At 68.0% G+C, this 22,057-nt stretch carries 23 protein-coding genes and 1 pseudogene; 12 read left to right on the top strand and 12 right to left on the bottom strand.

Annotation, left to right across the window (positions count from 1 at the left end):
* Positions 1-4: 4 nt before the first annotated feature.
* Positions 5-451 (top strand): hypothetical protein, encoded by a 447-nt coding sequence (locus tag ABZ906_RS20865; RefSeq protein WP_361384523.1) that lies wholly within the window; start codon positions 5-7, stop codon positions 449-451.
* 22 nt (positions 452-473) lie between these two features.
* Here ABZ906_RS20865 and ABZ906_RS20860 read toward each other — a convergent pair.
* Both ABZ906_RS20860 and ABZ906_RS20855 read right to left on the bottom strand, forming a co-directional pair.
* A pseudogene (locus ABZ906_RS20860) lies at positions 474-1,239 on the bottom strand (phosphotransferase).
* Positions 1,240-1,423: 184 nt separating this feature from the next.
* Positions 1,424-2,194, bottom strand: coding sequence for a methyltransferase domain-containing protein (locus ABZ906_RS20855; protein ID WP_361384520.1), 771 nt, complete (start codon positions 2,192-2,194; stop codon positions 1,424-1,426).
* Positions 2,195-2,404: 210 nt separating this feature from the next.
* Here ABZ906_RS20855 and ABZ906_RS20850 point away from each other — a divergent pair, with 210 nt between their 5' ends.
* The gene (locus tag ABZ906_RS20850) at positions 2,405-2,548 is read left to right on the top strand and encodes a hypothetical protein (RefSeq protein WP_361384517.1); all 144 of its coding nucleotides are present in this window, start codon (positions 2,405-2,407) and stop codon (positions 2,546-2,548) included.
* Positions 2,549-2,736: 188 nt separating this feature from the next.
* Here ABZ906_RS20850 and ABZ906_RS20845 read toward each other — a convergent pair whose 3' ends face one another.
* A complete protein-coding gene (locus ABZ906_RS20845; RefSeq protein WP_361384514.1) occupies positions 2,737-3,999 on the bottom strand; it encodes an MFS transporter in 1,263 nt (420 codons plus the stop codon).
* A gap of 53 nt (positions 4,000-4,052) precedes the next feature.
* Between ABZ906_RS20845 and ABZ906_RS20840 the strand changes: the two genes are divergently transcribed.
* On the top strand, positions 4,053-4,628 hold the full coding sequence (locus tag ABZ906_RS20840) for a CGNR zinc finger domain-containing protein (RefSeq protein ID WP_361384511.1): 576 nt from the start codon (positions 4,053-4,055) through the stop codon (positions 4,626-4,628).
* A 116-nt stretch (positions 4,629-4,744) separates the two neighbouring features.
* Here the strand turns inward: ABZ906_RS20840 and ABZ906_RS20835 are convergent, their stop codons facing one another.
* On the bottom strand, positions 4,745-5,755 hold the full coding sequence (locus ABZ906_RS20835; protein ID WP_361384508.1) for an NADP-dependent oxidoreductase: 1,011 nt from the start codon (positions 5,753-5,755) through the stop codon (positions 4,745-4,747).
* Between the two features lie 119 nt (positions 5,756-5,874).
* Between ABZ906_RS20835 and ABZ906_RS20830 the strand changes: the two genes are divergently transcribed.
* Positions 5,875-6,453, top strand: a complete 579-nt coding sequence (locus ABZ906_RS20830; protein ID WP_361191940.1) for a TetR/AcrR family transcriptional regulator — start codon at positions 5,875-5,877, stop codon at positions 6,451-6,453.
* A gap of 172 nt (positions 6,454-6,625) precedes the next feature.
* On the opposite strand, the gene ABZ906_RS20825 is transcribed toward ABZ906_RS20830, so the two are convergent.
* Complete coding sequence (locus ABZ906_RS20825) at positions 6,626-7,315, bottom strand: nitroreductase family protein (protein WP_361384505.1); 690 nt, start codon at positions 7,313-7,315, stop codon at positions 6,626-6,628.
* A 110-nt stretch (positions 7,316-7,425) separates the two neighbouring features.
* On the opposite strand from ABZ906_RS20825, the gene ABZ906_RS20820 reads away from it, so the two are divergent.
* Together ABZ906_RS20820 and ABZ906_RS20815 are read left to right on the top strand one after the other, a co-directional pair.
* Entirely contained in the window at positions 7,426-8,040 is a 615-nt protein-coding gene (locus tag ABZ906_RS20820; protein WP_361384502.1) for a TetR family transcriptional regulator, read from the top strand.
* 337 nt (positions 8,041-8,377) lie between these two features.
* The gene (locus ABZ906_RS20815; protein WP_361384499.1) at positions 8,378-8,530 is read left to right on the top strand and encodes a hypothetical protein; all 153 of its coding nucleotides are present in this window, start codon (positions 8,378-8,380) and stop codon (positions 8,528-8,530) included.
* A 444-nt stretch (positions 8,531-8,974) separates the two neighbouring features.
* Here the strand turns inward: ABZ906_RS20815 and ABZ906_RS20810 are convergent, their stop codons facing one another.
* Positions 8,975-10,774, bottom strand: a complete 1,800-nt coding sequence (locus tag ABZ906_RS20810) for a hypothetical protein (protein ID WP_361384497.1) — start codon at positions 10,772-10,774, stop codon at positions 8,975-8,977.
* A gap of 1,552 nt (positions 10,775-12,326) precedes the next feature.
* Between ABZ906_RS20810 and ABZ906_RS20805 the strand changes: the two genes are divergently transcribed.
* Entirely contained in the window at positions 12,327-12,746 is a 420-nt protein-coding gene (locus ABZ906_RS20805; protein WP_361384494.1) for a hypothetical protein, read from the top strand.
* 10 nt (positions 12,747-12,756) lie between these two features.
* Here the strand turns inward: ABZ906_RS20805 and ABZ906_RS20800 are convergent, their stop codons facing one another.
* Entirely contained in the window at positions 12,757-13,458 is a 702-nt protein-coding gene (locus ABZ906_RS20800; protein ID WP_361384491.1) for a hypothetical protein, read from the bottom strand.
* A gap of 29 nt (positions 13,459-13,487) precedes the next feature.
* Positions 13,488-14,084, bottom strand: a complete 597-nt coding sequence (locus tag ABZ906_RS20795; RefSeq protein ID WP_361384488.1) for a helix-turn-helix domain-containing protein — start codon at positions 14,082-14,084, stop codon at positions 13,488-13,490.
* A 131-nt stretch (positions 14,085-14,215) separates the two neighbouring features.
* Between ABZ906_RS20795 and ABZ906_RS20790 the strand changes: the two genes are divergently transcribed.
* Positions 14,216-14,440, top strand: coding sequence for a hypothetical protein (locus tag ABZ906_RS20790; RefSeq protein ID WP_361384485.1), 225 nt, complete (start codon positions 14,216-14,218; stop codon positions 14,438-14,440).
* 79 nt (positions 14,441-14,519) lie between these two features.
* Here ABZ906_RS20790 and ABZ906_RS20785 read toward each other — a convergent pair whose 3' ends face one another.
* Positions 14,520-14,741 (bottom strand): hypothetical protein, encoded by a 222-nt coding sequence (locus tag ABZ906_RS20785; RefSeq protein WP_361384482.1) that lies wholly within the window; start codon positions 14,739-14,741, stop codon positions 14,520-14,522.
* Between the two features lie 1,067 nt (positions 14,742-15,808).
* On the opposite strand from ABZ906_RS20785, the gene ABZ906_RS20780 reads away from it, so the two are divergent.
* Complete coding sequence (locus tag ABZ906_RS20780) at positions 15,809-16,117, top strand: hypothetical protein (RefSeq protein ID WP_361384480.1); 309 nt, start codon at positions 15,809-15,811, stop codon at positions 16,115-16,117.
* Between the two features lie 665 nt (positions 16,118-16,782).
* Positions 16,783-17,415 carry a DUF2461 family protein gene (locus tag ABZ906_RS20775; RefSeq protein ID WP_361384478.1) on the top strand — a complete coding sequence of 211 codons (633 nt, stop codon included), beginning with the start codon at positions 16,783-16,785 and terminating at the stop codon, positions 17,413-17,415.
* A gap of 145 nt (positions 17,416-17,560) precedes the next feature.
* Here ABZ906_RS20775 and ABZ906_RS20770 read toward each other — a convergent pair whose 3' ends face one another.
* The 3 genes from ABZ906_RS20770 to ABZ906_RS20760 are packed head-to-tail and all read right to left on the bottom strand — an operon-like array spanning position 17,561 to position 19,032.
* The gene (locus tag ABZ906_RS20770; RefSeq protein ID WP_361384476.1) at positions 17,561-18,181 is read right to left on the bottom strand and encodes a dihydrofolate reductase family protein; all 621 of its coding nucleotides are present in this window, start codon (positions 18,179-18,181) and stop codon (positions 17,561-17,563) included.
* Positions 18,181-18,687: an SRPBCC family protein gene (locus ABZ906_RS20765; protein ID WP_361384473.1), complete on the bottom strand. Its 507-nt coding sequence runs from the start codon at positions 18,685-18,687 to the stop codon at positions 18,181-18,183. Before ABZ906_RS20765 ends, ABZ906_RS20770 begins: the two co-directional genes overlap by 1 nt.
* A gap of 3 nt (positions 18,688-18,690) precedes the next feature.
* Positions 18,691-19,032 (bottom strand): metalloregulator ArsR/SmtB family transcription factor, encoded by a 342-nt coding sequence (locus tag ABZ906_RS20760; protein ID WP_361191960.1) that lies wholly within the window; start codon positions 19,030-19,032, stop codon positions 18,691-18,693.
* Between the two features lie 286 nt (positions 19,033-19,318).
* Here ABZ906_RS20760 and ABZ906_RS20755 point away from each other — a divergent pair, with 286 nt between their 5' ends.
* A complete protein-coding gene (locus ABZ906_RS20755; protein WP_361191962.1) occupies positions 19,319-20,323 on the top strand; it encodes a membrane dipeptidase in 1,005 nt (334 codons plus the stop codon).
* Positions 20,324-20,470: 147 nt separating this feature from the next.
* Entirely contained in the window at positions 20,471-21,916 is a 1,446-nt protein-coding gene (locus ABZ906_RS20750) for an amidohydrolase family protein (RefSeq protein WP_361384470.1), read from the top strand.
* The last annotated feature ends 141 nt before the right edge of the window (positions 21,917-22,057 follow it).

The following is a 22,057-nucleotide window of genomic DNA, read 5'->3' as shown; positions in this document are numbered from 1 at the left end:
GACTGTGAACGAAGCTACGAGTGACGAAGACCGCCCCGATCGCACGGCTGCACGTCCCGGAGGCGCGGACGATGCGACCGTAAAGGCCCTGGGGACGCTGTCGAAGGCGCTGGAAACAGTGGAGCAGGCTCGCGGCTGTCTCTACGCCTTCCACCAACTGACCGGAGGCGCGGACCTCACGCTGGGCGAGGCTGTCGAGGAGCTGCGCGCGGCGGGCCACGCGCAGCAGGCCGACCTGTTGGAGCGGGAGATCCTGGGCCGCAATGTCATTCCCGGCCACTGGACCTATCAAGTCATCGAGTCGTACAACGCCACGTATTACCAGCCCTTCACCAGCATCGAAAAGCAGGTGCGAGATGAGCTCGTCGACGGACACGCCCATCTGTACGAGGCGGAGATGAAGGAGGCCCGACGCACTCGGGGACACCCTGACCATACGGCCGGTCCCTGACTGCACCCGCCTGCGGCACCCTTCATGTCAGCAGGGCCGCCGTGAACAACTCGCGGTGGGCTGCCAGCCACTCCTGGATGCGGTCCCAGCGCTGCCAGCCGCCGCGCTCGGACAGCGCCGAGGTGTAGGCGGGGTCGCCGTCGGCCACCCGGTCAGCGGCGAAGGCACGGCAGGATGCGGTGGCCTGTTCGATGACGCCGGGCAGTTCGGCGCGCTCCTGCGGGGACAGGCCGTAGCTGTCGGCGAGGATGCGCAGTCGAGCCGGGGCATCCAGACCCGCGGGATGGACAACCGCAGCGGACGCGGGATCGAGTATGGGAATCCAGTAGCGGGCGGTCATGGCAACGTCCCACACAGCCCGGCCGGGGGCCGCCAGGTCGAAATCGATCAGGGCTACCGCACGGCCGTCGCGGAAGACGACGTTCTCCGGGCACACGTCGTTGTGGCACAGCATTGTTCCTCCCGCCGGGTCGGCCAGGGGCCGGGGCCACTGGGCGGATGCGTCCACCGCGATGGCCGCGCTGGCATCATGCAGGCGCCGCAGCAGTCCTCCCACCGATCTCAACGCGGTCTCGGTCATCACCCAGCGCGGAAACGGCGGCAGAGCGACGTCGCCCGGGATGAAGGCCAGCTGTTCGTGGCCGTCTGCGGTAAGACGGATCGGCCTCGGGGCCGCGTCGAAACCGTGCTCTTCGAGCGCAAGGAGATGTGCATGGAGGGCGCGCGGTGCGCGGCGCCGGGCGTTCCACCAGGGCGCCGCGGCGGACGACCGCGCCCACGTTCACCATGCCGCCCGCCAGGGCTTCGCCCTCCGCCGTACCGCCCTCAGCCGTCACGTCGATCACGCTACCGTCAGGGCGGCCGGGGGCCGGACGCTCTCCCGCGATGTGCTTCGAACCAGGTCGCCCACCCGGGCATCCGCCACGCGCCGAGGCGGCCGCGACACAGGCGGCCTTTGGCGGGCGCCGAGGATTACGTCCCCTTCTTGAAGACGAGCACTTCAGTGGAGGCGAAGCCCATGGGAGCCAGGAAGCTGGCCTCCAGTCGACAGTCCAGGGCCGCGAAGAGGTCCACGCAGGTCCGGCGAGGCCAGGCGGCCGGGTAGGAGTCATGGCCATCGCCGCCCTGCGAAGCCCAGGCACGGACGGTGGCCGGGTCCAGGCAGCTCTCCGTCATGACGTCGAAGACGATCCGGCCGCCGGGACGCGTCACACGGGCCATCTCGAAGAAGTAGCGGCAGGCGCTGAGGAAGGTCAGGGTGTTGAAGACCTTATGGGCCTGCACGAGGTCGATGCTGCCGTCGGGTGTCGGGGCGAGACTGGCCCCTGCTGTCGGTTGGGCGATCACGCCGTAGGTGTCCACCAGGTAGTTCGCCCACGGCGCTGCCGTCTCGTAGATCTCGTATCGGTCCGGCGAACACTCCTTCACCGTCTTCTCCAGATACCGCCCGGACCCGGGACCGACCTCCAGCACGGAGTCAGGTTTGGCTTCGAAGACGCCCAGAGCCCGTAGTTCATCGACGGTGGACTGGGTGGCGCCGGGCGTCCCGTTCATGACCTCGTCGATGTAGTCACCGACCGATAACCCCGCCGCCCGTGCGGCCCGCATCACCGCCTCGAACGGAATGAAATCGTCCACCCCACCGCGGTTGTTGGTGCTGCGCACGATGTCGAATCCAGCGCGCCCCAACAGCCGCTTGACCCCCGACTTCAGCACTGACGTTCCCCTCTCTGCTGCCCGCATCAGGCTCGCCCCCCTAACGACTCCGCTCCAAGCGCCCGGCACGCAGATGACTGCGGGCGCGGATGCACTGCGGGCCGGTGAAATCGCTGCACGGCTCTCGCCGACCGGCCCACGGCGCCGGACCCTTATACCAGGCGGCACCGCACCGAACCGGACACCCCGGTGACGGCCGGGTGCGCAAGCACCGTCGGGAGGCCCACGTCGTTGGAAATGACCGGCATCGACGGCGGGTTCAAGAAACTGACCTTCACGGCGGGCGGATGCCTTCTCGCGCAGCCGGTCAGCGATGTGCACGCGCTCGCCCTCGCGCGCCCAACCGCCGCCCGCAAGCAGAAGCAGGCGCCACCCGCATGACCGGTGGCGCCGCCTCCGTACGCCCGGACGCATGCCGTCCGTTGCGCTTGTGCCTGCCGGTCTTCGGCTTGATTCCGCCGATCCAGCATGCCTCGTTGTGGCTGTGCCTCTGCTTCACGAGCCGGAAGCACGCGGCCCGCTCAGCAGACAGCGGCCGGGCCCCTGAGGCGGTGCCCGGTTCTCTCGGATCACCGGGATCCTGCCGTCCCTCGCACTCTCGCTCTGGGGCGTTGCGATGACCACCGGAGAAGCCGCGTGCGGCGCCCGGTTGACGGTCGCAGGGCGGCCAGCGCGGCCGACGCGGCCAGCGTCAGGCACACTCCTGCCATCGCGGCCCACAGCGCCTGCACGCCCGCGCGCTCCAGGAGCTGGGTGCCCAGGACCGGCGCCGCTACGGTGGCGATGCCCCAACTGATGCCGTACACCGCGAGATAGCGGCCCGTCGCCCCGGCCGGGGCAATGCCGGCGACCACCGCGAGTACCCGTCCCATGATCAGCAAATCCCCGAGCCCGCACACCACCGTGGCCAGCACGTAGAGCGGCAGGCCCGACGCCGCCGCATAGCCGGCCAGGCCCGCGGCCAGCAGTAGGCAGCCCGTCGCCAGGGCCGCCGGCGCGGACAGTGCGGCCACCCGCCGCAGGCGCAGCAGAGGCTGGGCGGCCAGAGCCGTGACCGCGGCGGTGGTGAAGAGCAATCCCGCATCGGCGGGACGCAGCCCACGCCGCTCGAGAGACAACGGCAGCGACATGACGACCTGCATGTGCACCAGGGCGAACGCGGTGCCGAAGGCCAGCAGGACCAGCAGACGCCGGTCCCGCCAGGGGCTTGCGACCGAGGCGGTGCCCGCGGAGAGCGCCGGACGGTCCGTGGGCAACAGCGCCCGCACCGCGAGCGCACACACCGCACAAGTGAGCGCGTCGGCCGCGAAAAGCCACCGCAGGTCCCAGCGCCCCAACCCCGCCGCCAACAGTCCCGCGCCCATGCCGCCCACGGCCATCGCGGCATTGAGCAGACTGTAGGCCCTCACTTGCAGCCCCGGCGGCACGGCGTCCGCGATCATCGCCTGGCTGGGCGGCTCGTACAGCTCGTAGGCAAGGCCCAACAGGACCGCCCACACCGTCACCGCCACCAGGCTCCCGGACACGGCGATCCCCGTCTGGGTCAGCGCACAACCGCTCAGTCCGAGCACGATCGTGGTCCGTTGGCCGATCCGGTCCGCCAGGCGCCCGCCGATCAGCCGTGACGGGATCGTCGCCAGCCCGAACGCGGCCGCAACCATCCCCGCCGTCGCGGTGCTTGCACCGAACTCGCTGCTGACCAGCACCGTGAGGAACGGCATCGAGAAGGCCCCCAGGCGGTTGAACGCGCGCGCCGTGACCAGCAGCCAGACGCTGCGCGGCAAGCGGTCCGCGGACCCGTGCATCACCCCTCCCATCGTCACTGGCGTCATGGATAATGTCAGTGACGTTGACTCACGCTAGAAGCAGAGAGGTGACTGGTCAAGTGCTATTCGACAGTCACGTTACGGACCGGCTCGAAGACGCCGCCTCGCTCGTGAACGCGCTGACCGGCGGCGCAGCCCACGGCAGGCCCCACCCGGCCCCGACCGGCGAGCAGCTGCCCGAAGCGATCACCGCCGCCCTGCCCTACCTGCAAGAACACACGATCGACACCGACCAGGCCGCCTACCTGGTCCGCACCGCGCAACAACTGCGCCTCGCTTTCGAGGCGGTATCCGCAGGCCACACCGATGACGCGGCAGCCGTCGCCAACACCCTGCTGGTGGCCACCGGCGCCCGCCCCCGCCTGAGGCGGGATACGGACCAGCCCTGGAGACTGCACTTCCACGGCGCGGACGACTCCCCCGCCGTGAGTACCAGCGCCAGCTGCGCCACCGGACTGGCCCTCGCCCTGGACAGCGACATGACAGACCGACTCGGCGTCTGCCAGGCCACCCGCTGCGACCGCGTCTACATCGACACCACCCGCAACACCGCCCGCCAGTTCTGCTCCACCGCCTGCCAGAACCGCACCAAAGCCGCAGCGTTCCGGGCGCGGCGGAACACCGGCACGACCTGACACAGCTGCCGCAAGCCGGCCCGGCAAGCCCTCCGTGCGCACGGCGACAGCAGGGAACGCCCGGGAGGGGCTGCCGCTGTCGTCGGCGGCGTCCCGGTGAAAGGGCTCGCCCCCCCCTAGGCGACCGTGAGGACGATCTTGCCCTGGATGTGTCCCCGGGCGGCGCGTTCGTGTGCCGCCCGGGCGTCGGCGAGCGCGAACGTGCTGTCGATCGCGACGCGGACCGTGCCCGCGTCGAGGAGGCGTCCCAGTTCGGCGAGTTGCACGCCGCTCGAGCGGACCTGGGTGGCCGTGACCGTGACCCCCAGCTCGGCGGTCTCTTCCTCGTCGAAGTCGCCGAAGAACACGGGGAATTGCGAGCCGCCGCGCTTGAGCGTGCGGAGGAATCGCTTGCTGTCGGGGCCGCCGACGGTGTCGAGAACGAGGTCGACGTCGCGTACGAGCTCTTCGGGGCGGTTCTTGGTGTAGTCGATGAACTCGTCGGCGCCGAGCCCGCGCAAGAACGCTTCGTGCGCGCCCGATGCCACGGCGATGACATGGGCGCCCTTCCACTTCGCCAGCTGGAGCGCGAGGTGTCCCACCCCGCCCGCCGCGCCGTTGACGAGTACCCTCACGCCCGCATCGAGCGGCACCGGGCGGTGCGTCGCCGCCTGGAAGGGCGAGGGGTGATCGTGCCCGAGTTCGATGAGGAACTGCCATGCGGTGAGCCCGGCCATGGGGACCCCGGCGGCGTGCACGTGATCGATGCCGGCCGGCTTGAGCGCGAGGTCCGCGGCGGGCGCAGCCACGTACTCGGCGTAGGCGTGGCCGTCGAAGCTGGGGAAGCGGAGAAGACCGAAGACTTCGTCGCCGACGGAGAAGGCCTCCACGTCCTCGGCGACCGCCTCGACGACGCCTGAGACGTCCGTACCCGGAATCACGGGCAGCTCGAACTTCGGCCTCGTCTCGGGAGGCAGGTTGGACATCCCGTCGCGCAGGTACCAGTCGGGGGGATTGATACCGGCCGCATGCACGCGGACGAGCACCTCACCCGGCCCCGGCCGGGGAACTTCCACCTCTTCGTACCGCAGGACACCCGGGCCGCCGTGCTCGTGCAGCCGGATCGCCCGCATCGCGTGTGTCGACATCATTTTCTCCTGCCCGCATCGCGGGATACGCTGATTCGGATCAGCGATCCACATAAGTGGACCACTGATCCGAATATATGGACCACTGATCCGGATAGTCAAGAGGGACAGATCTACAGATGCGGGCCGACGCCAGGAAGAACCGCGACCACCTGCTCGCAGTAGCGGGCGCCGCCATCACCGAGCAGGGCATCGACGTGTCCATGCGCGACATCGCACGCCGGGCCGACGTCGGGCTCGCAACGCTGCTGCGGCACTTCCCCACGCGCGAGGCGCTGCTGGAGGCCCTGCTCCACACGAGCTTCGAGGAACTGACCGCCAAGGCAGCCGTCCTCGAGACGTCGAACCCGCCCGAAGACGCCCTCGTGACGTGGGTACGCGACTGCGTGGCGTGGACGACCGAGTACCGGGGCGTGACCGTGCTGATGGCAGCCGCCATCGAGGACACCGAATCCGCACTGCACGCCTCGTGCGTCACCCTGCGCGCAGCCGGTGCGCGACTCCTTCACCGTGCCCGGGACGCGGGCACGGCGCGGAGCGACATCGACGGCGACGACCTGTTCGCGCTGATCGCCATGCTTGCCTGGCTCGGCGACCAGCCCTCGCTCGCGCCGCGCGCCGATCACCTCTTCGACGTCGTCGCGAGCACGGTCCTGACGAGCGCGGGGAACAGCGCTGCCGGAGGAGACCGCCCCTGACTGAGTGCAGTGTCGGACCGCCAGCCCGGCGACGCGGCCAGGCGCCCGGGACCATCCGAGGGGGGCAGCACCGCGCGGAAAGCCCCGCGCCGCACGCAGCGGCCGGTGTGGTGGTGCTTCAGCTCGCCTCCCAGGCGCAGGAAACGGGCCCGGGGCTCTCACCCGAAACCGCCTAGTCGTGGAAGGCCGTGGTCGACTCGAGAGGAGCCCGCTCGGCCCGCACCCTGTTGACCGGCGCCGCCTCGTCGCCGTAGCCGAAGGAGATGCCGACGAGCAGCTTCCCTCCCGTGACGCCGAGTTCGGTGCGGACGGTATCGGCGTAGAAGCTCAACAGCCCCTGCGGGCAGCTGTCCACGCCGTACGCAGTCATCGCCAGAAGCAGCGTCTGCATGTAGGCGCCGACATCCGCGGCCAACCGGGCCCTTGCGTCACCGTGGACGAACAGGAAGGCGGCGTGGGGCGCGTCGTAGAAGCGCAGGCTTTGCGCGTCATAGGCCGCACGCGCCGCGTGATCGTCGGGGCCGATGTCCAGCGCCCCGTACAGTTCGCCGCCGAACGCCGCCCGGCGTGACTGGTGCACCGGCGCGTACATCCCCTCGGCATACGGGAAGTCCACCGAGGTGCGCCGCTCGGCGTGGGCCCTCTGCAAGGCATCGGCCAGGCGCTGACGTGCCGCGCCGCTCACCACCTCCACCTGCCACGGTTGCGCGTTGGAGTTGGACGGCGCGGCGCCGGCCAGCGAGAAGATCCTGCGCATCGTGTCGTCGGATACGGGCTCCGCACGGAACGCGCGGGTCGCGTGACGGCCGCGTATCAGCTTCTCCGCGCAGCTGCTCAGCTCGGCGGGGACGAACTTGCTCATGGGGCAGCTCCTCAAGAACGAAAGACTTCAAGTAAACGGGCTCGTTTACATCCAGCGGTCACCCTAGCCCGGCAGACCACCCCAAGTAAACGAATGCGTATACTTGCCCCATGGACACGACCGCGAGTACGACGGCCACGGCACCCCGGCGGCCAGGGCGCGGCGGACGGGAGCGCATCCTGGCCGCCGCCGCCCGGCTGTTCGCGACCCACGGCATCACCGCGACCGGCATGGAACAGATCGCCGAGGAAGCACCGGTGTCCAAGCGGACGCTCTACGCGCACTTTCGCACCAAGAACGATCTGGTCATCGCCCACTTGCAGGGCCTGGCGCTGTCGGGGGCCACCCTGGAAGGCGTGCTGACCCGCCAGGACATTCCTGCGCGTGACCGGATCCGCAGGCTGTTCGACCAGCCGGTGACGGACGCGGCTCCGGTGCGCGGGTGTCCCTTCATCGATGCCGCCGCAGAGTTCCCCGACCCGCAGAGCGCGGTGCACTCCTACGCCCGGGAACAGAAGCTGCGCATGGTGCAACTGATCGCCGCGGTGCTGACGGAGCTGGGCTGCCGCGAACCCCTTCCGCTCGCCGAGCAACTGGCCACCCTCGCCGACGGGGCGGCCAGCCGCGCCATGGTTCTGGACGAAGCGGACTACGGTCGGCACGCGCGGGCGGCGGCGGAAGTCCTCCTCGATCAGGCGTTGCAGGAAAAGGCGGGAAAGGACTGACGAAGAAGCGTCGGAGCCAGATCCGGCGCGAGACCGTCTCCCCTATTTCATGGGTTGGGCCGACCACCGGCCGGATCGGAGAGACGACCAAGGTCTGTCTATTCTTCCTTCTCCCGCTGAAGCTTGAACCGTCGTCCCCGAATTGACGACCGCAGCCTTCACCCGCCCACACCGCAATCCACTGGTGAGCGGGGCGCGCTCTGGAGTGAGAACTAGGCCAGCAGCAGAACCACAAAGAATCTTGCAGAACTCGCGTAAGGATCCGTTTCTCCGGCTCTCACCCCTTACGACGGGCCCCACGGAGGGGGCCCTCGTTCAGTGAGAGGGGATCGAGTCCATGAACAGTCGGCTGGACTCCGAGATGGTGCTGGTGCTGGCGGTCGGTGGCGGCATCACCTATGCCGCCTTTGAGCGGCCACCGCTCGGAACTGCGCTGCTGGTCGGCATCGCTGCGGTGACCTTGCTGTTGATCATGATGCGCAACCGTTGATGGGCCCCGGCTCTTGTGCCTGCCCCGGCACAAGAGCCGGGCCCGTCCTCGGTTGAAAGTTCACTGCCGGCCGATGCCGCTCGAGATCGACTCCTCCACGGCAACAAGGCACGACCCGGCCTCGACACCCTCGCGCGCGGCTACGGCGTCGACATCGCCGATTGAGCACCCGGCAGGGGACGACAAGATGCTGCCCCTGGCGCTTTCGAGGCAACTGGGTTCTGGCCGATCTCGGTGGCCACCAACTCCGCCCGTCGCATCGGGCGTACGCCTCAACACGTGATCGATCGACGTCATCACCAGACCTGCAACATGACCGACGCGCCAGCACAGCCACCTGCGGGCGTCCCGGTAGCCGTGGTGATGGCCCCAGACCCCACGCAGGTTCTGCATCGTCCGAGCACGACCTCACGGCTCGCGTAGGAGATCTTGAGTGGCGCGGGACTATTCCCTTCGCCCTGCCTCATCCAGCCGGTGTCCGCCGCCCTGTCCGGCGAGCCAGCCGGGGTCGCACAGGAGCAGGCCGTCGTCAGACCCGATGGGCAAGGAGCCAATGGCCACCGCGGCGTCCGCGATACGGTCTGCCAGTTCCTCGCAGGGCATATCAAAGAAGGAGTCCGCCGCCGCGGGCCGAGGCGGGCGGGAGGCAGGTTCCCGGCGCAGCGTCTGAACCGTCAGGAGTTCGGTCGCCTCCCGGAGTGCCTCGTCGGTCAGGATGCCGAAGATCCGCACCGGTTCGCCCAGATTCTCCCAGCCGACAAGGTCCAGCAGCCCGGACTGGACCTGCAAAGCGGGTACCTCGGCTGCGTGGAGGCGCAGGGCCACCAGCCGCCAGGGGCCGTATGGGAAGGCGACCAAAACCAGAGTCTGCTCGCACACCGATTCAAGCAGCCGCATGACGGATTCGGAACGTTCGCTGATCAATGAGCGGGCGGCCGTTGCGTCTGTGGCCGCACCACCGGCGATCAGGGCCTGCACTAGCAGCGGCTCCACCAGAGGCAGGGCCAGGTCGCGACCGAGAAGGACATGGTCAGGGGCGGTAGTGACATCGTTCCCGGTGGGGTCCGGAAGCTGACCCACCACGAGACGGGCCCGCGCGGTGTAGTCCACCGAGCGACGGAGGAAGTCGTGGCGCAGCGGGCCGGTGGAGTCCTGACGGGCCGTGAGCCAGCCCGCGAGGCTGACGAGCGTCCTGCCGTCGCGGCCCCGTGTCGGCTCGATTTGGCGAGCGTTGTCCAACAGGTTGTCGACATTCCGCTGGAGCAGACGGTGCGCCTCCATCCGTACACTTATTGGCCAGCCATTGTCCTTGCGCAGTACAGCAGCCTGGGAAATCACAGCACCGTAGAGCCGGTTGAGATCGCTTTCCACGATCCGTCCGTCCTCCAGACGGTCGTGAGGTCGCAGGTGCGGAGGCAGAACCGGCAAGCGTTGCATGACGACGGCGTCCGGGGACAGCCCAGCCGGGACGGCTTCACCGGCCCGGTGCAGAAGGACCTTGACGGCGTCTCCTCCCGCCACCGCCCGGGCTTGAGCCCGACCGGCGATGCCCTGCCACTCCTGGATACTCAGCAATTGCCCGGCGAGCAGTGGGGTGGGGCCGGGGTCAGTGATCAGGACCAGTTCGCAGTCGGCGACCTGCCGCAGTTCCCGCTCGGTCAGCCGCAGCGAGCGTGCGAGTCGCGCCCCGGCCGCGCCCTTGAGATACCAGGGGTGGACCACCGGGGCAGGTAGTTCGATGTGGCCGAATCGACGCCCGCGTTCGCGGGGCTCGACCAGCGTGTGTCCACAAGCGCTGCACTCCCCGACGTCCCAGGTGCGGTGTCGCCCCCCGCAGGCGCACTCGCCCACGCGGTCCGGACCAAAGATCCGCTGGCAGAAGAGGCCACCCGGCACCGGGCGTCCCCGGAGGTTGAGAACGGCCTCACTCACCACTTCGCCCTGCGAAAGGACCAGCACGTCTGCGTCGGTCATGAGGTGCAGGCCGATCCTGTGAGCTTCAAGATACGGCGCCACACGAGCCGCGCGCAGGGTGAGGTCGAGCCGGCGGGCGCCATAGGTCGGGGAGTCCTGCAGCGCGGTCGGCTGACCGTGGCTCGGGGCCAGCGTTCTGCTGCCTGTGTCCATGGAGCGAATGAGCTGCGTCCGCCAGCGCGCGCAGTCGCTTCGGGGCCCGTAGATCTCCATCGCCAGGTGGCGCGCACGGTGCTCGATGAGCCACTGCATCTCGGCAGGTTCGATCATCTGCGCACCGTTGCCGGACGTGCTCCACAGCGGCTGTTGGAGGACCTGCGAGTACCCGCCGGTGGACCGCGCTCCGGTTTCCGGTCCTGCCAGGCCGTGGGCGGCAAGGCGAACCCGCACCGTTCGGCGAGCCTGGCCCGGTGATGGTGCCCAGGGGTGATCCGGCGCCACGACCAAGTCCGGCTCCTCGGAACTGGCCGAGCGAGGGCCCGTGGACGAGACCGCACACTATCGCGGAAACACCGGATACATCATCCAGGATGTCCCCCTGCTGCAGTGACTGGTCGACGGCTACCGTGACGGTGATGCGGGTGCCGTACTCCCCCCGTCTCAGCAGGTGCCGGCCGGGGACAGCCGGAATCGCATCCGTTGCCAGGGCACCGCTGATGCGCTGTTCCAGAACATGTCCCGGTAAGTGGCCAGGCATACTCAGAGACCTGTTCACCACAGCCCGGTCACCGATGAGCGTTCCCAGCAAACGCTCCTCGGCGGTGCGCCGCGGCCCGTCGCCCAAGGGCGAGGCCGCCCCCATCAAGAGGTGCCCGGGTTGCACCAGTTGTCCCGGCGTGGTCAGGCCTGAATCCTCAAGCCCCTGAGTTCGTTCGGCGGATACGAAGCGGGGCCGCGCAGTCAGCACGGCGTCATGAGCCAGGGTCCTGCTCACCTGCAACACTGCCGGAACCGAGAGCGATTTCGGCTCTGCAAGGCGCTTGTTGACGAGCACCGCCCTGCCCCGGAGCCGCGGTGAGGAGACGACGGTGCACTGTGCGGACACCACCCCTTGGCTCACCAGATCGCCGATCTGCAGTCCTTGGACGGTCACCCGTCGCAGCCGGTCCCAGAACCCTCGTGTATACGAGTGACAGCTCCTGTCCCCGGCTCCGGACCAGGGCCGTCGTCTGGCAGAACGAGTCCGCCCGGCAGGTCTGCCGACCACGCCCTCCAGCAGAGCGTCGGTGAACTGCGTGTACCCACTGCGGTAGCCCAGTAGGGTGCGCCGCAGTAGAGCTTCCAGAATGGGGCCGAGCCGGGAGCGCCCGTCGTAGCGAAGGGTGTCCGTCAACCCGAGGAAGCGGTCGTCGGCGTAGTGCCTGTCCAGTTCGCTCTCCCAGAAGATGGTGGGCGCCTCGAAAAGGATCTCGTCGTTCCGTTCCCGTAGGCCGATGGGCAGCGGGAGGTACATCAGCAGGTGCCGCGCCGATACGGCGTTCCCTCCCTCCTCGACGGCGAGGTCCAGATAGAGCGGTATCAGGAAGTCGCGCGGACCGGTCCCGCCCCGTCGCATCCGCCAGAGATTGTCCAGCGCCACCCTGGTCCGGCAGGCGGGACAGACGGCGTAATCGACGCGGCCGGTGCACGCGGGGGACGGGCAGTCCAAGGTCTCTGCTGCGATCCTTCCATTCCCCGAGACGGCCGTGCAGACGCAGTTGTAGTCAAAGCGCCGGTCGCGACCGGTCAGCCGACCGCAGGAGCAGCTCCATTCGCCCAGCTCGTACCCGGCCAGTCGCAGACCGGTCTCAGCGGCACCAGTGAAACAGCGCCGCAGTACTCTGTGCAGGCCGACGTCGACCCGCTCGTGCGGGAGCCGGTCGAGTTGAAGGAACTCGGCGAACTCCTGGCAGTGCTCCTGCTGGGCGAGCGCGCTCTGCGGGGTACCGAAGGGACGTTGCTCCAAGAGGAGCACCTGCAAGTACCTGAGCAGGTCAGGCCGGCGTCTGAGGGAGTACATGCGCGCGATGTGCAGATCGGCTCGCAGGGCGTTGAGACCGAACATGCGTTGACGCAGGCGCCGGAACTCCTCGTCGTGGATCGTGTCGTCCAGATCCTCTCCGCACGCTTCTTCCGCGGCCAATTGGATGGCGTTGTCGATGGTGTAAGGCGTGGGGCATTGACGCCAGTTGCGCACATGGGCCCAAAGACCGGCGCGGGTGCGCCCGCTGGACAGCAGCGCGTTGACGTCGTCCCGTATTGATGACATACCGCTATCCGATTCCGGCTCGGACGCGGAAGTACTGCCGGAACCGGTCGTGGCAGAAGGTGTACTCCTCGCTTCCCCTGCCCGGTTCGAGGCCAGGCGAGGCGCGCCGGTCGACGAGCAGGAAGCGGTGGATCTCCCGCAGGATGGTGTCGAAGTTCAGCCAGTTCAGCCCTTCGACCAGGTTGTACAGATCCCGCGCGGAGAGGGTTCCGGCTTCCAGAAGAAACCCCAGGATCTCGACGTGCTCAGTGCGGTGGGCACTTCGGTTGAGCTGCTCCAGCTGCTGATCCAGATAGCCTTCAAGTCCGGTGGGGGTGCGCTCCATGTTGTCGCGCGTGAGCACTCCGGCGGCCGCATCCTCCACCAGGAACCGCACATAGAACGGGTCGCCAGCAGAGACATGGTGCACTTGCGCGACGAAGTCCGCGTCATTGGCGAGCTCTCCCGCCGCACGGCCGGCCATCCGGAGCAGTGCCGTGAGCGCCGCCTCGTCCAGGCCGCCCAGTCGCAACTTCAGACTCATGTCCGCCGGCGACAGCGCAATGTCACTGAGGCAGGACCTGTCGCCCTGGTCGCGGCCCGAGAGCACGAGCACCAGCCCGTGCGGCAGCTGTCGCGGCAGCAGGGTGCGGAGTTGGTCGGGTTGTTCGAGTTCGTCGATCGCATCCAGTACGACGACCGTGGGCTTCTTCGGCTCGCGGGTCATGAGGCCGCGGAACTGCCGCTCCAGAATCCTCAGCCCTCCCCCGCCTGTATGGGCGGGGTCCAGCTGTTCGCAGAGGCACTCCAGTACGTCCTCGGGGCTGGTGGGATTGAACCCCGCACCACTGCGCCGGTAGGCCTGGCTGATGAAGTGATAGCGGAACTCGGGGTTCTGCCTGACCAGATCCGCCAGGAGCGAGTCTTCCCGTATCCCGACGGCGCCTCGACGAAGACGTAGCCGGAGGGACGCTCCCGGATGAACTCCATGATTCGTGCGCGCTCGGCTTGCCGCCCGGCGAACAACCGTGTGTGGTTTTCGATGAGATCATCGAAAAAGTCCCGCGTCGAGGGCTCCTGCGGTGCCTCTCGGCGGCCGGCTTCCGCCGTCTGGTCCCAGAGCTGCAGCAGCGGAGCCGTATCCGTCTTCAGTGCTCTGGCCAAGGCGATCACGGTTGCCCGTGTCGGTATGCCCGGTCCGTTGAGCGCCTTGCTGACCGTCGTGTGCCCCAGCCCCGAAAGTCTCTCGAGGGCAACCATCTTGATGCCGCGTGCATCCCGCCGATCCCGCAGCCGCTGTTGCAGCTCCGCAAGCGCAGCAACGCCATCAGGGACGTCCTCCAGGGACCGCACCCGGACCTCCTCGACGATCAGACGTATCGCTGAGCAATCCCGTACAGGTTCGTTCGCCCGTACGCCGGCGTACGGAGAGTTCGGCACCGTCGTTGTCGGACAACAGCCATACAGGGAACGGAGAAAGACCTATGCCCGCGTCGCTGACCACGCTGCCGGTGTGTGCCCTCACTCTACTTGTCGTGATCCTCTCCGCGATCCTTCTCGCGCTCCTGGCAGCGATCTCCACCGGGTTCCTCGCCCGCTGGGACGGCGCTTCTCTGCCCGGTGCTCTCCTCCATGCAAGCGCGGCCTTCGGCGCCACCCTCACCCTGCTGTGCAGCCTCATCGCCCTGGGGATTGCCACGTTGACCTGACCTCGCCGCACCTCCGCAGTGCAACCGGATCGCGGTAAAGGCGTGCGAACGGTTCGGCATCGCCACGGACGATCAGGATTCACCGCCGCGCCAGCAGAATGTGCAGGACGGTCACGACAGCGACGCCTACCAGCAATGCGGCTCCGAAACCGGGGTGCTGGAAAGCCACGTAGGTCGAACCGGCCCCGGCGAGCAGCAGAAGGCCCGCGCGCGTGTCGAGGGGGCCGTCCGTCCTCGCCTGCGGCTCCGGGCGTTGCGGCTGGGACGGCACGAGGGGGCGTCGGTGCGGCTGAGTCGACATGGTGACGGTGTCCTTTGGGCTCGGATGCGTCCGCACACGGCGGTGAGCGCGGGCGGGGGGTACGAGGGAGTCCGGCGCCATCCCTTCGCCTCGGGTGGTCGGCCGACGAGTACAGCATGCGGCGGCGTGGGGCTAGCGGCGCAAGTCCTGTGTGGGAAAGCAGCTTTGAGGTCGGGAGCAGCCGATTCCAGAGATTGGGACCTGCTCCCGCTCCTGCTCTCTCCCCGCTGAGTGAATGAGAGCGCGTCGAATGCCTCTGTCCGTAACAAGGGGCGGAGCTTCCAAGGTTCCGGGCGAGGGCCGGGAGGAGGCATCAGGTTGTACTGCCGAGCCCTTCACGCTGCAGGAGTCGCCCATTCCGTCGGAGATCCTCGCGCCGATGAACTTGTCAGTGCCGCAGCCTACGTGCGCCAGCAGCAGCCTCCGCTGATCCAATTGACCGTTCATGGATGAGACTCCTCCCGCATGCGCCGCTACCGGTTCAGGCGCCTCTACTTCATCGAGTGCCCTGCAGCCGATGGAAACAACGACTGGAATCCGGACAGAAATCCCAGTAACTGACATCCCTCCGCATCTCTTCCCGTAAAATGCGCCACCACATATTTGGCTCGCCGCGCAGAGGGCGCATGTCCGCCTCCAGAGTGTCCCGGTCGGCATGCGGCGAACTGTGGTCTATGGCACCGGTGGTGGCCCTCCCGAAATCAGCCTCGTCGGCGCAGCACGGCGGCAACTCCAGACGCCAGTAGAACCCGCAGGGCGCGAGCGGATGGCGGCCTCTGCCAGGTAGGCGTTGATGTCCTGGTTGATCCGGGCCTATTCGGACGCCGTGCGGCGATGCTGGGCGCGTGCGCGATGCGTGCGGTGTCGATCGAGTGGGTGCCTACTGGAGGCTTGTAGCCGGACGCTCGCAGATGCACGTGTTCCGGCCCTGTGGTCGTGGTCCAGGTCAGCAACGTACCCAGCCGTCGCACCGTTTGATTCGGCGGCCTTCACGAGCCGGATGCCCGCTCCGCCCTTCCCGCCAGGCCTACTCCTTGAAGTCCCAACTCAGCTGAGACCATGCCGGCATGACCACGCCCTCCCCAGAGCCCGGCCCCCGGATCCAGATCGTGGAGCAGGACAGCGGCGGCCCTGATCTCATCGCACTCGTGGTGCGATGCCTGGCCATCACACGGCTGGGCGCCCGGTTCAACTGCACAGACCGGCAGGGCCGCACCCTCAACCTGACCCTCACCGAGATCGAACGCTACCCCCGGGTCACCGTCACGTACATGGACCCACCGCACGCTGCCCGCCTCACCCTCACCGGCATAGACGCACACAACATCGATCTGCGGACCGGGGACATCCTGCACGGCACCAACCCGGCCCCCTGACCACCGGCCCGGCAGACAGGAGACCCGGGGCACCGCGCGAACACGCGATCTCAAAACCCCCCGCCCAGCTCCAGGCCATCGAGCGTGTGGGCCCGTTCAGCGTCAACGCATGGCAGAGACTCCTTCGCCCGGCGCAGTCGCGGACGCGCAGCGCTCGTGACTGCCGACGATCCGGCTGCACGCCTCACCCACCGGCCGCCCTTGGTAGCAGAGGCCGCGCCGCCGTCCAGAAGACCGAGTCGGCCGCCACAGACGCCAGTACGCTTGCCGATCTCGTAGCCCTCGCCGGCTTCGGCGTTCGCGAGCTGCTGTTTGCCGTCGATCTCGCAAATCTTCCGCGTGCGATCCGACCCATGTCCCCCATTGGTACCGGTGGAACGAGATCAAGTGGTTCTCGGTCGCAGGCAGCACCTTGATCGAGATCGCGACCAGACCAAAGCTGAGCGCGCCGGCCAGACGGGGGCGGTCATTCCACACCTCCATGACAGCCCCGAGGAGAGTCGTGCGGGATATCAAGTTCGCCTGCACGATCTCACCGCCTGCTTCGAATCGACCGCACTCTCGGCCGCGCCGACGACCCCCGCCACAGCGCCTCCCAGCCCGTCTGCGCCGCCCGACCTGTCTCGCTGCCCCCCGGCGCACCATGCGTGAGCTAACCTGCCCGCATGCGCGGACAGTTCACCGGCTGGCCGGAGCGGGCCATGGACGTGTTGTGGCAGCTCCAGGGCGAACCGACCCAGGCGACCCGCGAGCGCTGCCGCGCGGATCGCGAACGCCTGGTCCGGCAGCCGATGATCGACTTGCTGAACGAGGTCGCGGACGCCGACCCCCGATACGAGGACTTCTCCGTCTGGCATTACCGCACCAACTCCTGGTGGTGGCAGCACCAGAGCGCGGTGATCCGGCTCGGCCGCAAAATCGAGATCAATCTCCGGTTCGACCTGGACGGCCTGCGGGTCCAGGGCGCCTGGTGGTACCCCGATCCCGGCCAGGTGGACATGTTCCGCAAGGCCGTCGCCGCCGAGGGGAGCGGCCGCGAACTGTCCGCCATCCTCGAGGACGTGCAGGAGAAGGGATACGACATCTCCGGGGACGTGATGAAACGCCCCCCGCGCGGCTACCCGACGAACCACTCCCGTACGAACCTGCTGCGCCACCGTTCGCTGATCGCTGCCCGCCCTCTCGGCTGCGAGGAGTGGCTGCACACTCCCGAGGCAGTCGACAGGGTCCTCTCGGCCGCCGCCGATCTGGACGCCCTGCTGATGTGGCTGGTCCGCCATGTGAAGCGCACCGCCTGACGTCACGGGGATGCCGCGCGGCACATGCAGCCGGTGCCACTGCGATCAGGGCGGGACAGCCCGGCACCGGCACACCGGCCGGCTGAGCGCTGCCGCCGATGACCACTTGGCCTGCCTCGTGCGCCCCTGGTGACAGGCTGCGCGGCTAGCGTGGGTGCACGGCGTAGGTCAGGTGTGTCACCCGCGGCGACGGCTCCGAACGGACCGGCTCCAGCGCGACCCTGGATGCATCCACGCCCTCGAACAGGCGGATTCCGGAGCCGAACAGCACCGGCGCCAGCGCGATCGAGAACTCGTCGACGAGGCCGGCGTTCACGTACTCCAGGATGGTCGCGCCGCCGCCCGCGATGCGGACGTCGCGGCCGCCGGCGGCGTAGCGGGCCCGCTCGAGCGCGGTCTCGATGCCGTCGTTGACGAAGTGGAACGTCGTCCCGCCCGGCCGCTCCCACGGGTCACGCTTGGTGTGCGTCACGACGAAGACCGGTGTGTGGAACGGTGGTTCCTGCGGCCACATCTGCTCGCCGGCGTCGAACATGCGCTTGCCCATGACGCTCGCACCGGTGCGCTCGAACGTCTCCCGCACGATGTCGTTGTCGCGCCCTTCCTCGCCGCCCTCGCCCAGCTTCAGGTTCTCGCGGAAGAACCGCTGCGGGAAGATCCACTGCTGCAGTTCCCTCCACTGCTGCCCCATCAGGTCATCGGGGGACTCGGGTGCGATGAACCCGTCCAGCGACATCGACACGCTGAAGAACACCTTCTGAGCCATCAGCCCTGCGCCCCCTTCCCGACGATCCCGGTGACGTAGGCCGCCAGGTTGCTCAGGGTCTGCCGGCCGCCCTCGATCGCGTGGTACTTCTCGACCGCCGCGTCGCGCAGTTCCCTGGTCGCGAACACCGTGCGCATCACGATCCGGGTCGCCGCACCGTCCGGTGCGAAGGCCAGGAACGTCTCGAAGGAGTTCGGGTCGTCGGGGTACTCACCGTGCAGCAGGTCGATCCGCTCCGGTGGGGCGATCCGCCGCCAGCGGATCCACTCGGGGTAGTCCGTCCCGTCCGGTCCGTGCAGCACGAAGACCCACTCCCCGCCCTCGCGGAACTCGAAAGACCGCGTGGTGGTGGTGAATTTCTCCGGACCCCACCATTGCGACAGGTGCCGGACCTCGGTGAACGCCTCGAACACCAGCTCCTGTGGGGCGTCGATGATCCTGGAGATCACGATCTCCCGGTCGGCCGTCGCCGTCTCCGTACGCGTTTCCTGCCCTGCTTCTGCCATCGGTCACTCCTCCTGCCGTGCCTGCTTGAGGTCCTGCACGTAGGCGTCCAGCCGGTCGAAGCTCTCGCTCCAGAACTGCTCGAACCCGCCGACCCACTCGTGGACCGGCCGCAGCCCGCCGGCGTCCAGGCCGTAGAGACGCTGCTTGCCCGCCCCGCGGACCCGCACCAGACCCACCTCCCGGAGCACCCGCAGGTGCTTGGACGCCCCCGGCTGGCTCATCCCCAGCTCCTCGGCCAGGTCGGTCACCGGCCGCTCCCCCGCCCGCAGCAACGCCAGGATGTCCCGGCGCTGCGGCTCGGCGATCGCGTTGAAGACATCCGACGTCGTCGCTGCTCGTGCCATGACCAACATCATATTCCCATATGGGTATACGTCAAGGTTGCCGGGGATCCGGCATGCGCTGCCGGGGATCCGGCATGCCCTGCCGGACGACGATCACACCCCCTCCCCCGCCGAGCTCCCCCCGCCTTCGCGCTTCGCCTCAGGTCCGCGCGCCGGAGACCAGACGCGGCACCGTCCGACACTTGTCGAACCGGCATCGTGCTCAGCGCGACAGCTGCCGCTCGCCCGTGGTCCCACGCGGTCCTAGCATTCGGCCGAGAGCCGCCTTTGCACCTCTGGGAGATTCATGAAGCAGGAGTACCTAACGACGCAGCCCGGCTTCGCTGCCGAGTACGCCCAAGCGCTGGTGTGGGAGCAGCATTGCTGCCTTCCGCTCGATCCGGACACCCGCATCGATGAATTGTGGCGTTACGCCGAGGCGGGAGCCTCATTCGTGTCGGTGAACGTCGGTTACGCGCCACACGACATCGCCGACACGATCAGGGTCCTGTCGGCGTTCCGCCGTCACGTGCTGATGAACCCGGACCGGTACGTCTTGGCCAACTCGGCGGACGACGTGCGCCGGGCCAAGGCCGGCGGGCGTCTCGCGGTCGCGTTCGACCTTGAGGACACGCGTCCGCTGGGGGGCCGCATCGACACCGTGCAGACGTACTACGACCTCGGCGTCCGGACCATGCTGCTCACCTACAACCAGCAGAACGCCGCCGGTTCGGGCTGCCACGACGCATCTGACGGTGGTCTGACCGAGTTCGGCAGGCAAGTGGTGGCGGAGATGAACCGCGTGGGCATGGTGGTCGACGCGACCCACTGTTCCTACCGCACGTCGATGGATGTCTTCGCCGCATCGAAGGCGCCTGTCGTGCTGTCCCATTCGGCGACCCGCGCGATCCACGACCACGAGCGCAATGTGTGGGACGACCAGATCCAGGCATGCGCCGCGACGGGCGGTGTCATCGGTATCAACGGCGTGGGAATCTTCCTGGGCGACAACGACACGAGCACCGAAGCGCTCGTCCGCCACATTGATCACGCCGTCGACCTGGTCGGCTGGGAGCACGTGGGGCTCGGCCTCGACTTCTGCTTCGCCACCGACGACGTCAACGGTGAGCTGGCCCAGAACCCCGACTTGTTTCCGCCCAGCTACGACACATGGGATCGCATCGATTTCATCGAGCCGGAGCGGCTGCCCGCGATCGCGGCGGCGTTGGCGGATCGCTCCTATTCTCCCGAAGCCATCCGCGGAATCCTCGGGGGGAATTTCTTCCGCGTGGCACAGAACGTGTGGCGCTGATCGCGTCCGGCCCTGGAGAGGTGAGGCTCGTGGTGGCGCCGACGAGCGACCGGCCCGCCCGGGCCTCACGGGCGGCATCGACAAGCGAAGGTCAATCCGACGTACTGCGCCTGGCAGAAGAGCGCAGTCGTCCCTGAAAGGGAGATCATGTCACTGCTGTTGACCGGTGCGACCGTCATCGACGGCGTCTCCGAAAAGGGAATCGAGGGTCGGTCGATCCTGGTGGACGACGGCCGCATCGTGGCGATCGGCCGGCGGGACGAGATGGCGATTCCGCCGGACACCGAAACCGTCGATTTCAGTGGAAAGTTCATCATCCCGGGGTTGATGAATGCCAACGTGCATCTCCTCGTCAACGTCCTCTTCGAGACGCTCGTCCGCTACGAAGGCAGATACGAGGATCTGATCGTCGAGGCCGCCCAGGTTGCGCTCAGGGGCGGAATGACGACGGTGTTCGACACATGGGGGCCGCGACGTGCGCTCATGACGGTCCGCGACAAGATCGACCGGGGCGAGGTCGTGGGCAGCCGCGTCCGCTGCGCCGGGAACATCATCGGATTCGAAGGCCCGTTCTCCCAGGATTTCGATACGAGGATCCCCGGGGTCGGCAGCTCTCACTTCGTCGACCGGGTCAACGCGACGTGGGTGGAGAACACCGGGCGGCATTTGATGTGGCTGACACCCGAGGCGGTGGGACAAGAGGTCCGCAAGTACATCGAGCACGGTATCGACTTCGTCAAGTACGCGGCGAACGAACACGGCGGGACCTCCGCGGGCGCCTTCATCCAGTTCTCCGAGAGAACGCAACGCGCCATCGTCGAGGAAGCTCATCGCGCGGGGCTGCCCGCCCAGTCACACAGCCAGTCGGTCGAGGGCCTGAGGATGTCGATCGAGGCGGGCTGCGACCTCGTCCAGCACTGCAACATGACGGGACCGGTGGAGATCCCGGACGAAACCCTCGAACTGCTCTCGCAGGGGACCTGCGGTGCCGTCGTCTTTCCGTTGACCGATGGCGGCATGGCGGCCCTGAGGGAAAGCATCTCGGATCACGAGTGGACGATGTGGAAGGCATCGGACGCCAACAGCCGCAATCTCATCAGCTCCGGCGCGATGATCCTCCTCGCGAATGACGGGGGCATCTTCGCACCGGAAGTCATGCAGGAACCGATGATCAAGGGAACCTGGAACGGGTTGCCCGAGGACGAGGCTCTGGGCCGGCTGGCGACGGGGCATTTCGTCTGGCTGAGAGCCATGGAAGAAAAAGGCATGTCTCCGATGGACTTGCTGCATGCGGCGACCCGGAACATCGCCAGGGCCTACAACGTCGACGACGATCTCGGAACGCTCGAAGTAGGCAAGATCGCGGATATGGTCGTCCTCGACGCGGATCCGTTGCAGGGCGCCAAGAACTACGAAAGCATTCACACGGTCGTCAAGAGTGGCGCACTGGTGGATATCGAGGCGCTCCCGGAGCGGCCGCTCTTGACCGCAGCGCTTCCTGGTCCGCTCGAGGAAGAGGCTCGCTACAAGAGGTTCCTCCATCACGGTGCTCGTCTGCCGGGTTGCCCGACCTGCCTGAACGGAACGCACTGACAGCCGGATTCTCGGCCGCCCCACGACCCCGCGGGCTGGGGCGCGGGCGTCATCTCCCGGGCGTCCAGGGCCCAGACGGCCTCCGTCACCGCATCGGCGCAGTCACGGTCGGCCAGGTCGGGGGCCGTCCCTCTGCCCGCC

The sequence above is a fragment of the Streptomyces sp. NPDC046925 genome (assembly GCF_040644915.1).
In the GTDB taxonomy this organism is placed as follows: Bacteria; Actinomycetota; Actinomycetes; order Streptomycetales; family Streptomycetaceae; genus Streptomyces.
The sequence above is the reverse complement of the archived record's forward strand: the minus strand, read 5'-3'. Positions and strand labels throughout refer to the sequence as shown.

Coding starts and splice junctions, on each gene's coding strand:
- ABZ906_RS20855 (WP_361384520.1), bottom strand. CDS start 2,194: ATGCGGGCAGCAGAGAGGGGAACGTCAGTGCTGAAGTCGGGGGTCAAG.
- ABZ906_RS20850 (WP_361384517.1), top strand. CDS start 2,405: ATGACCGGCATCGACGGCGGGTTCAAGAAACTGACCTTCACGGCGGGC.
- ABZ906_RS20845 (WP_361384514.1), bottom strand. CDS start 3,999: ATGACGCCAGTGACGATGGGAGGGGTGATGCACGGGTCCGCGGACCGC.
- ABZ906_RS20835 (WP_361384508.1), bottom strand. CDS start 5,755: ATGTCGACACACGCGATGCGGGCGATCCGGCTGCACGAGCACGGCGGC.
- ABZ906_RS20830 (WP_361191940.1), top strand. CDS start 5,875: ATGCGGGCCGACGCCAGGAAGAACCGCGACCACCTGCTCGCAGTAGCG.
- ABZ906_RS20825 (WP_361384505.1), bottom strand. CDS start 7,315: ATGAGCAAGTTCGTCCCCGCCGAGCTGAGCAGCTGCGCGGAGAAGCTG.
- ABZ906_RS20820 (WP_361384502.1), top strand. CDS start 7,426: ATGGACACGACCGCGAGTACGACGGCCACGGCACCCCGGCGGCCAGGG.
- ABZ906_RS20815 (WP_361384499.1), top strand. CDS start 8,378: ATGAACAGTCGGCTGGACTCCGAGATGGTGCTGGTGCTGGCGGTCGGT.
- ABZ906_RS20810 (WP_361384497.1), bottom strand. CDS start 10,774: ATGATCGAACCTGCCGAGATGCAGTGGCTCATCGAGCACCGTGCGCGC.
- ABZ906_RS20800 (WP_361384491.1), bottom strand. CDS start 13,458: ATGACCCGCGAGCCGAAGAAGCCCACGGTCGTCGTACTGGATGCGATC.
- ABZ906_RS20790 (WP_361384485.1), top strand. CDS start 14,216: ATGCCCGCGTCGCTGACCACGCTGCCGGTGTGTGCCCTCACTCTACTT.
- ABZ906_RS20785 (WP_361384482.1), bottom strand. CDS start 14,741: ATGTCGACTCAGCCGCACCGACGCCCCCTCGTGCCGTCCCAGCCGCAA.
- ABZ906_RS20780 (WP_361384480.1), top strand. CDS start 15,809: ATGACCACGCCCTCCCCAGAGCCCGGCCCCCGGATCCAGATCGTGGAG.
- ABZ906_RS20775 (WP_361384478.1), top strand. CDS start 16,783: ATGCGCGGACAGTTCACCGGCTGGCCGGAGCGGGCCATGGACGTGTTG.
- ABZ906_RS20770 (WP_361384476.1), bottom strand. CDS start 18,181: ATGGCTCAGAAGGTGTTCTTCAGCGTGTCGATGTCGCTGGACGGGTTC.
- ABZ906_RS20765 (WP_361384473.1), bottom strand. CDS start 18,687: ATGGCAGAAGCAGGGCAGGAAACGCGTACGGAGACGGCGACGGCCGAC.
- ABZ906_RS20760 (WP_361191960.1), bottom strand. CDS start 19,032: ATGGCACGAGCAGCGACGACGTCGGATGTCTTCAACGCGATCGCCGAG.
- ABZ906_RS20755 (WP_361191962.1), top strand. CDS start 19,319: ATGAAGCAGGAGTACCTAACGACGCAGCCCGGCTTCGCTGCCGAGTAC.
- ABZ906_RS20750 (WP_361384470.1), top strand. CDS start 20,471: ATGTCACTGCTGTTGACCGGTGCGACCGTCATCGACGGCGTCTCCGAA.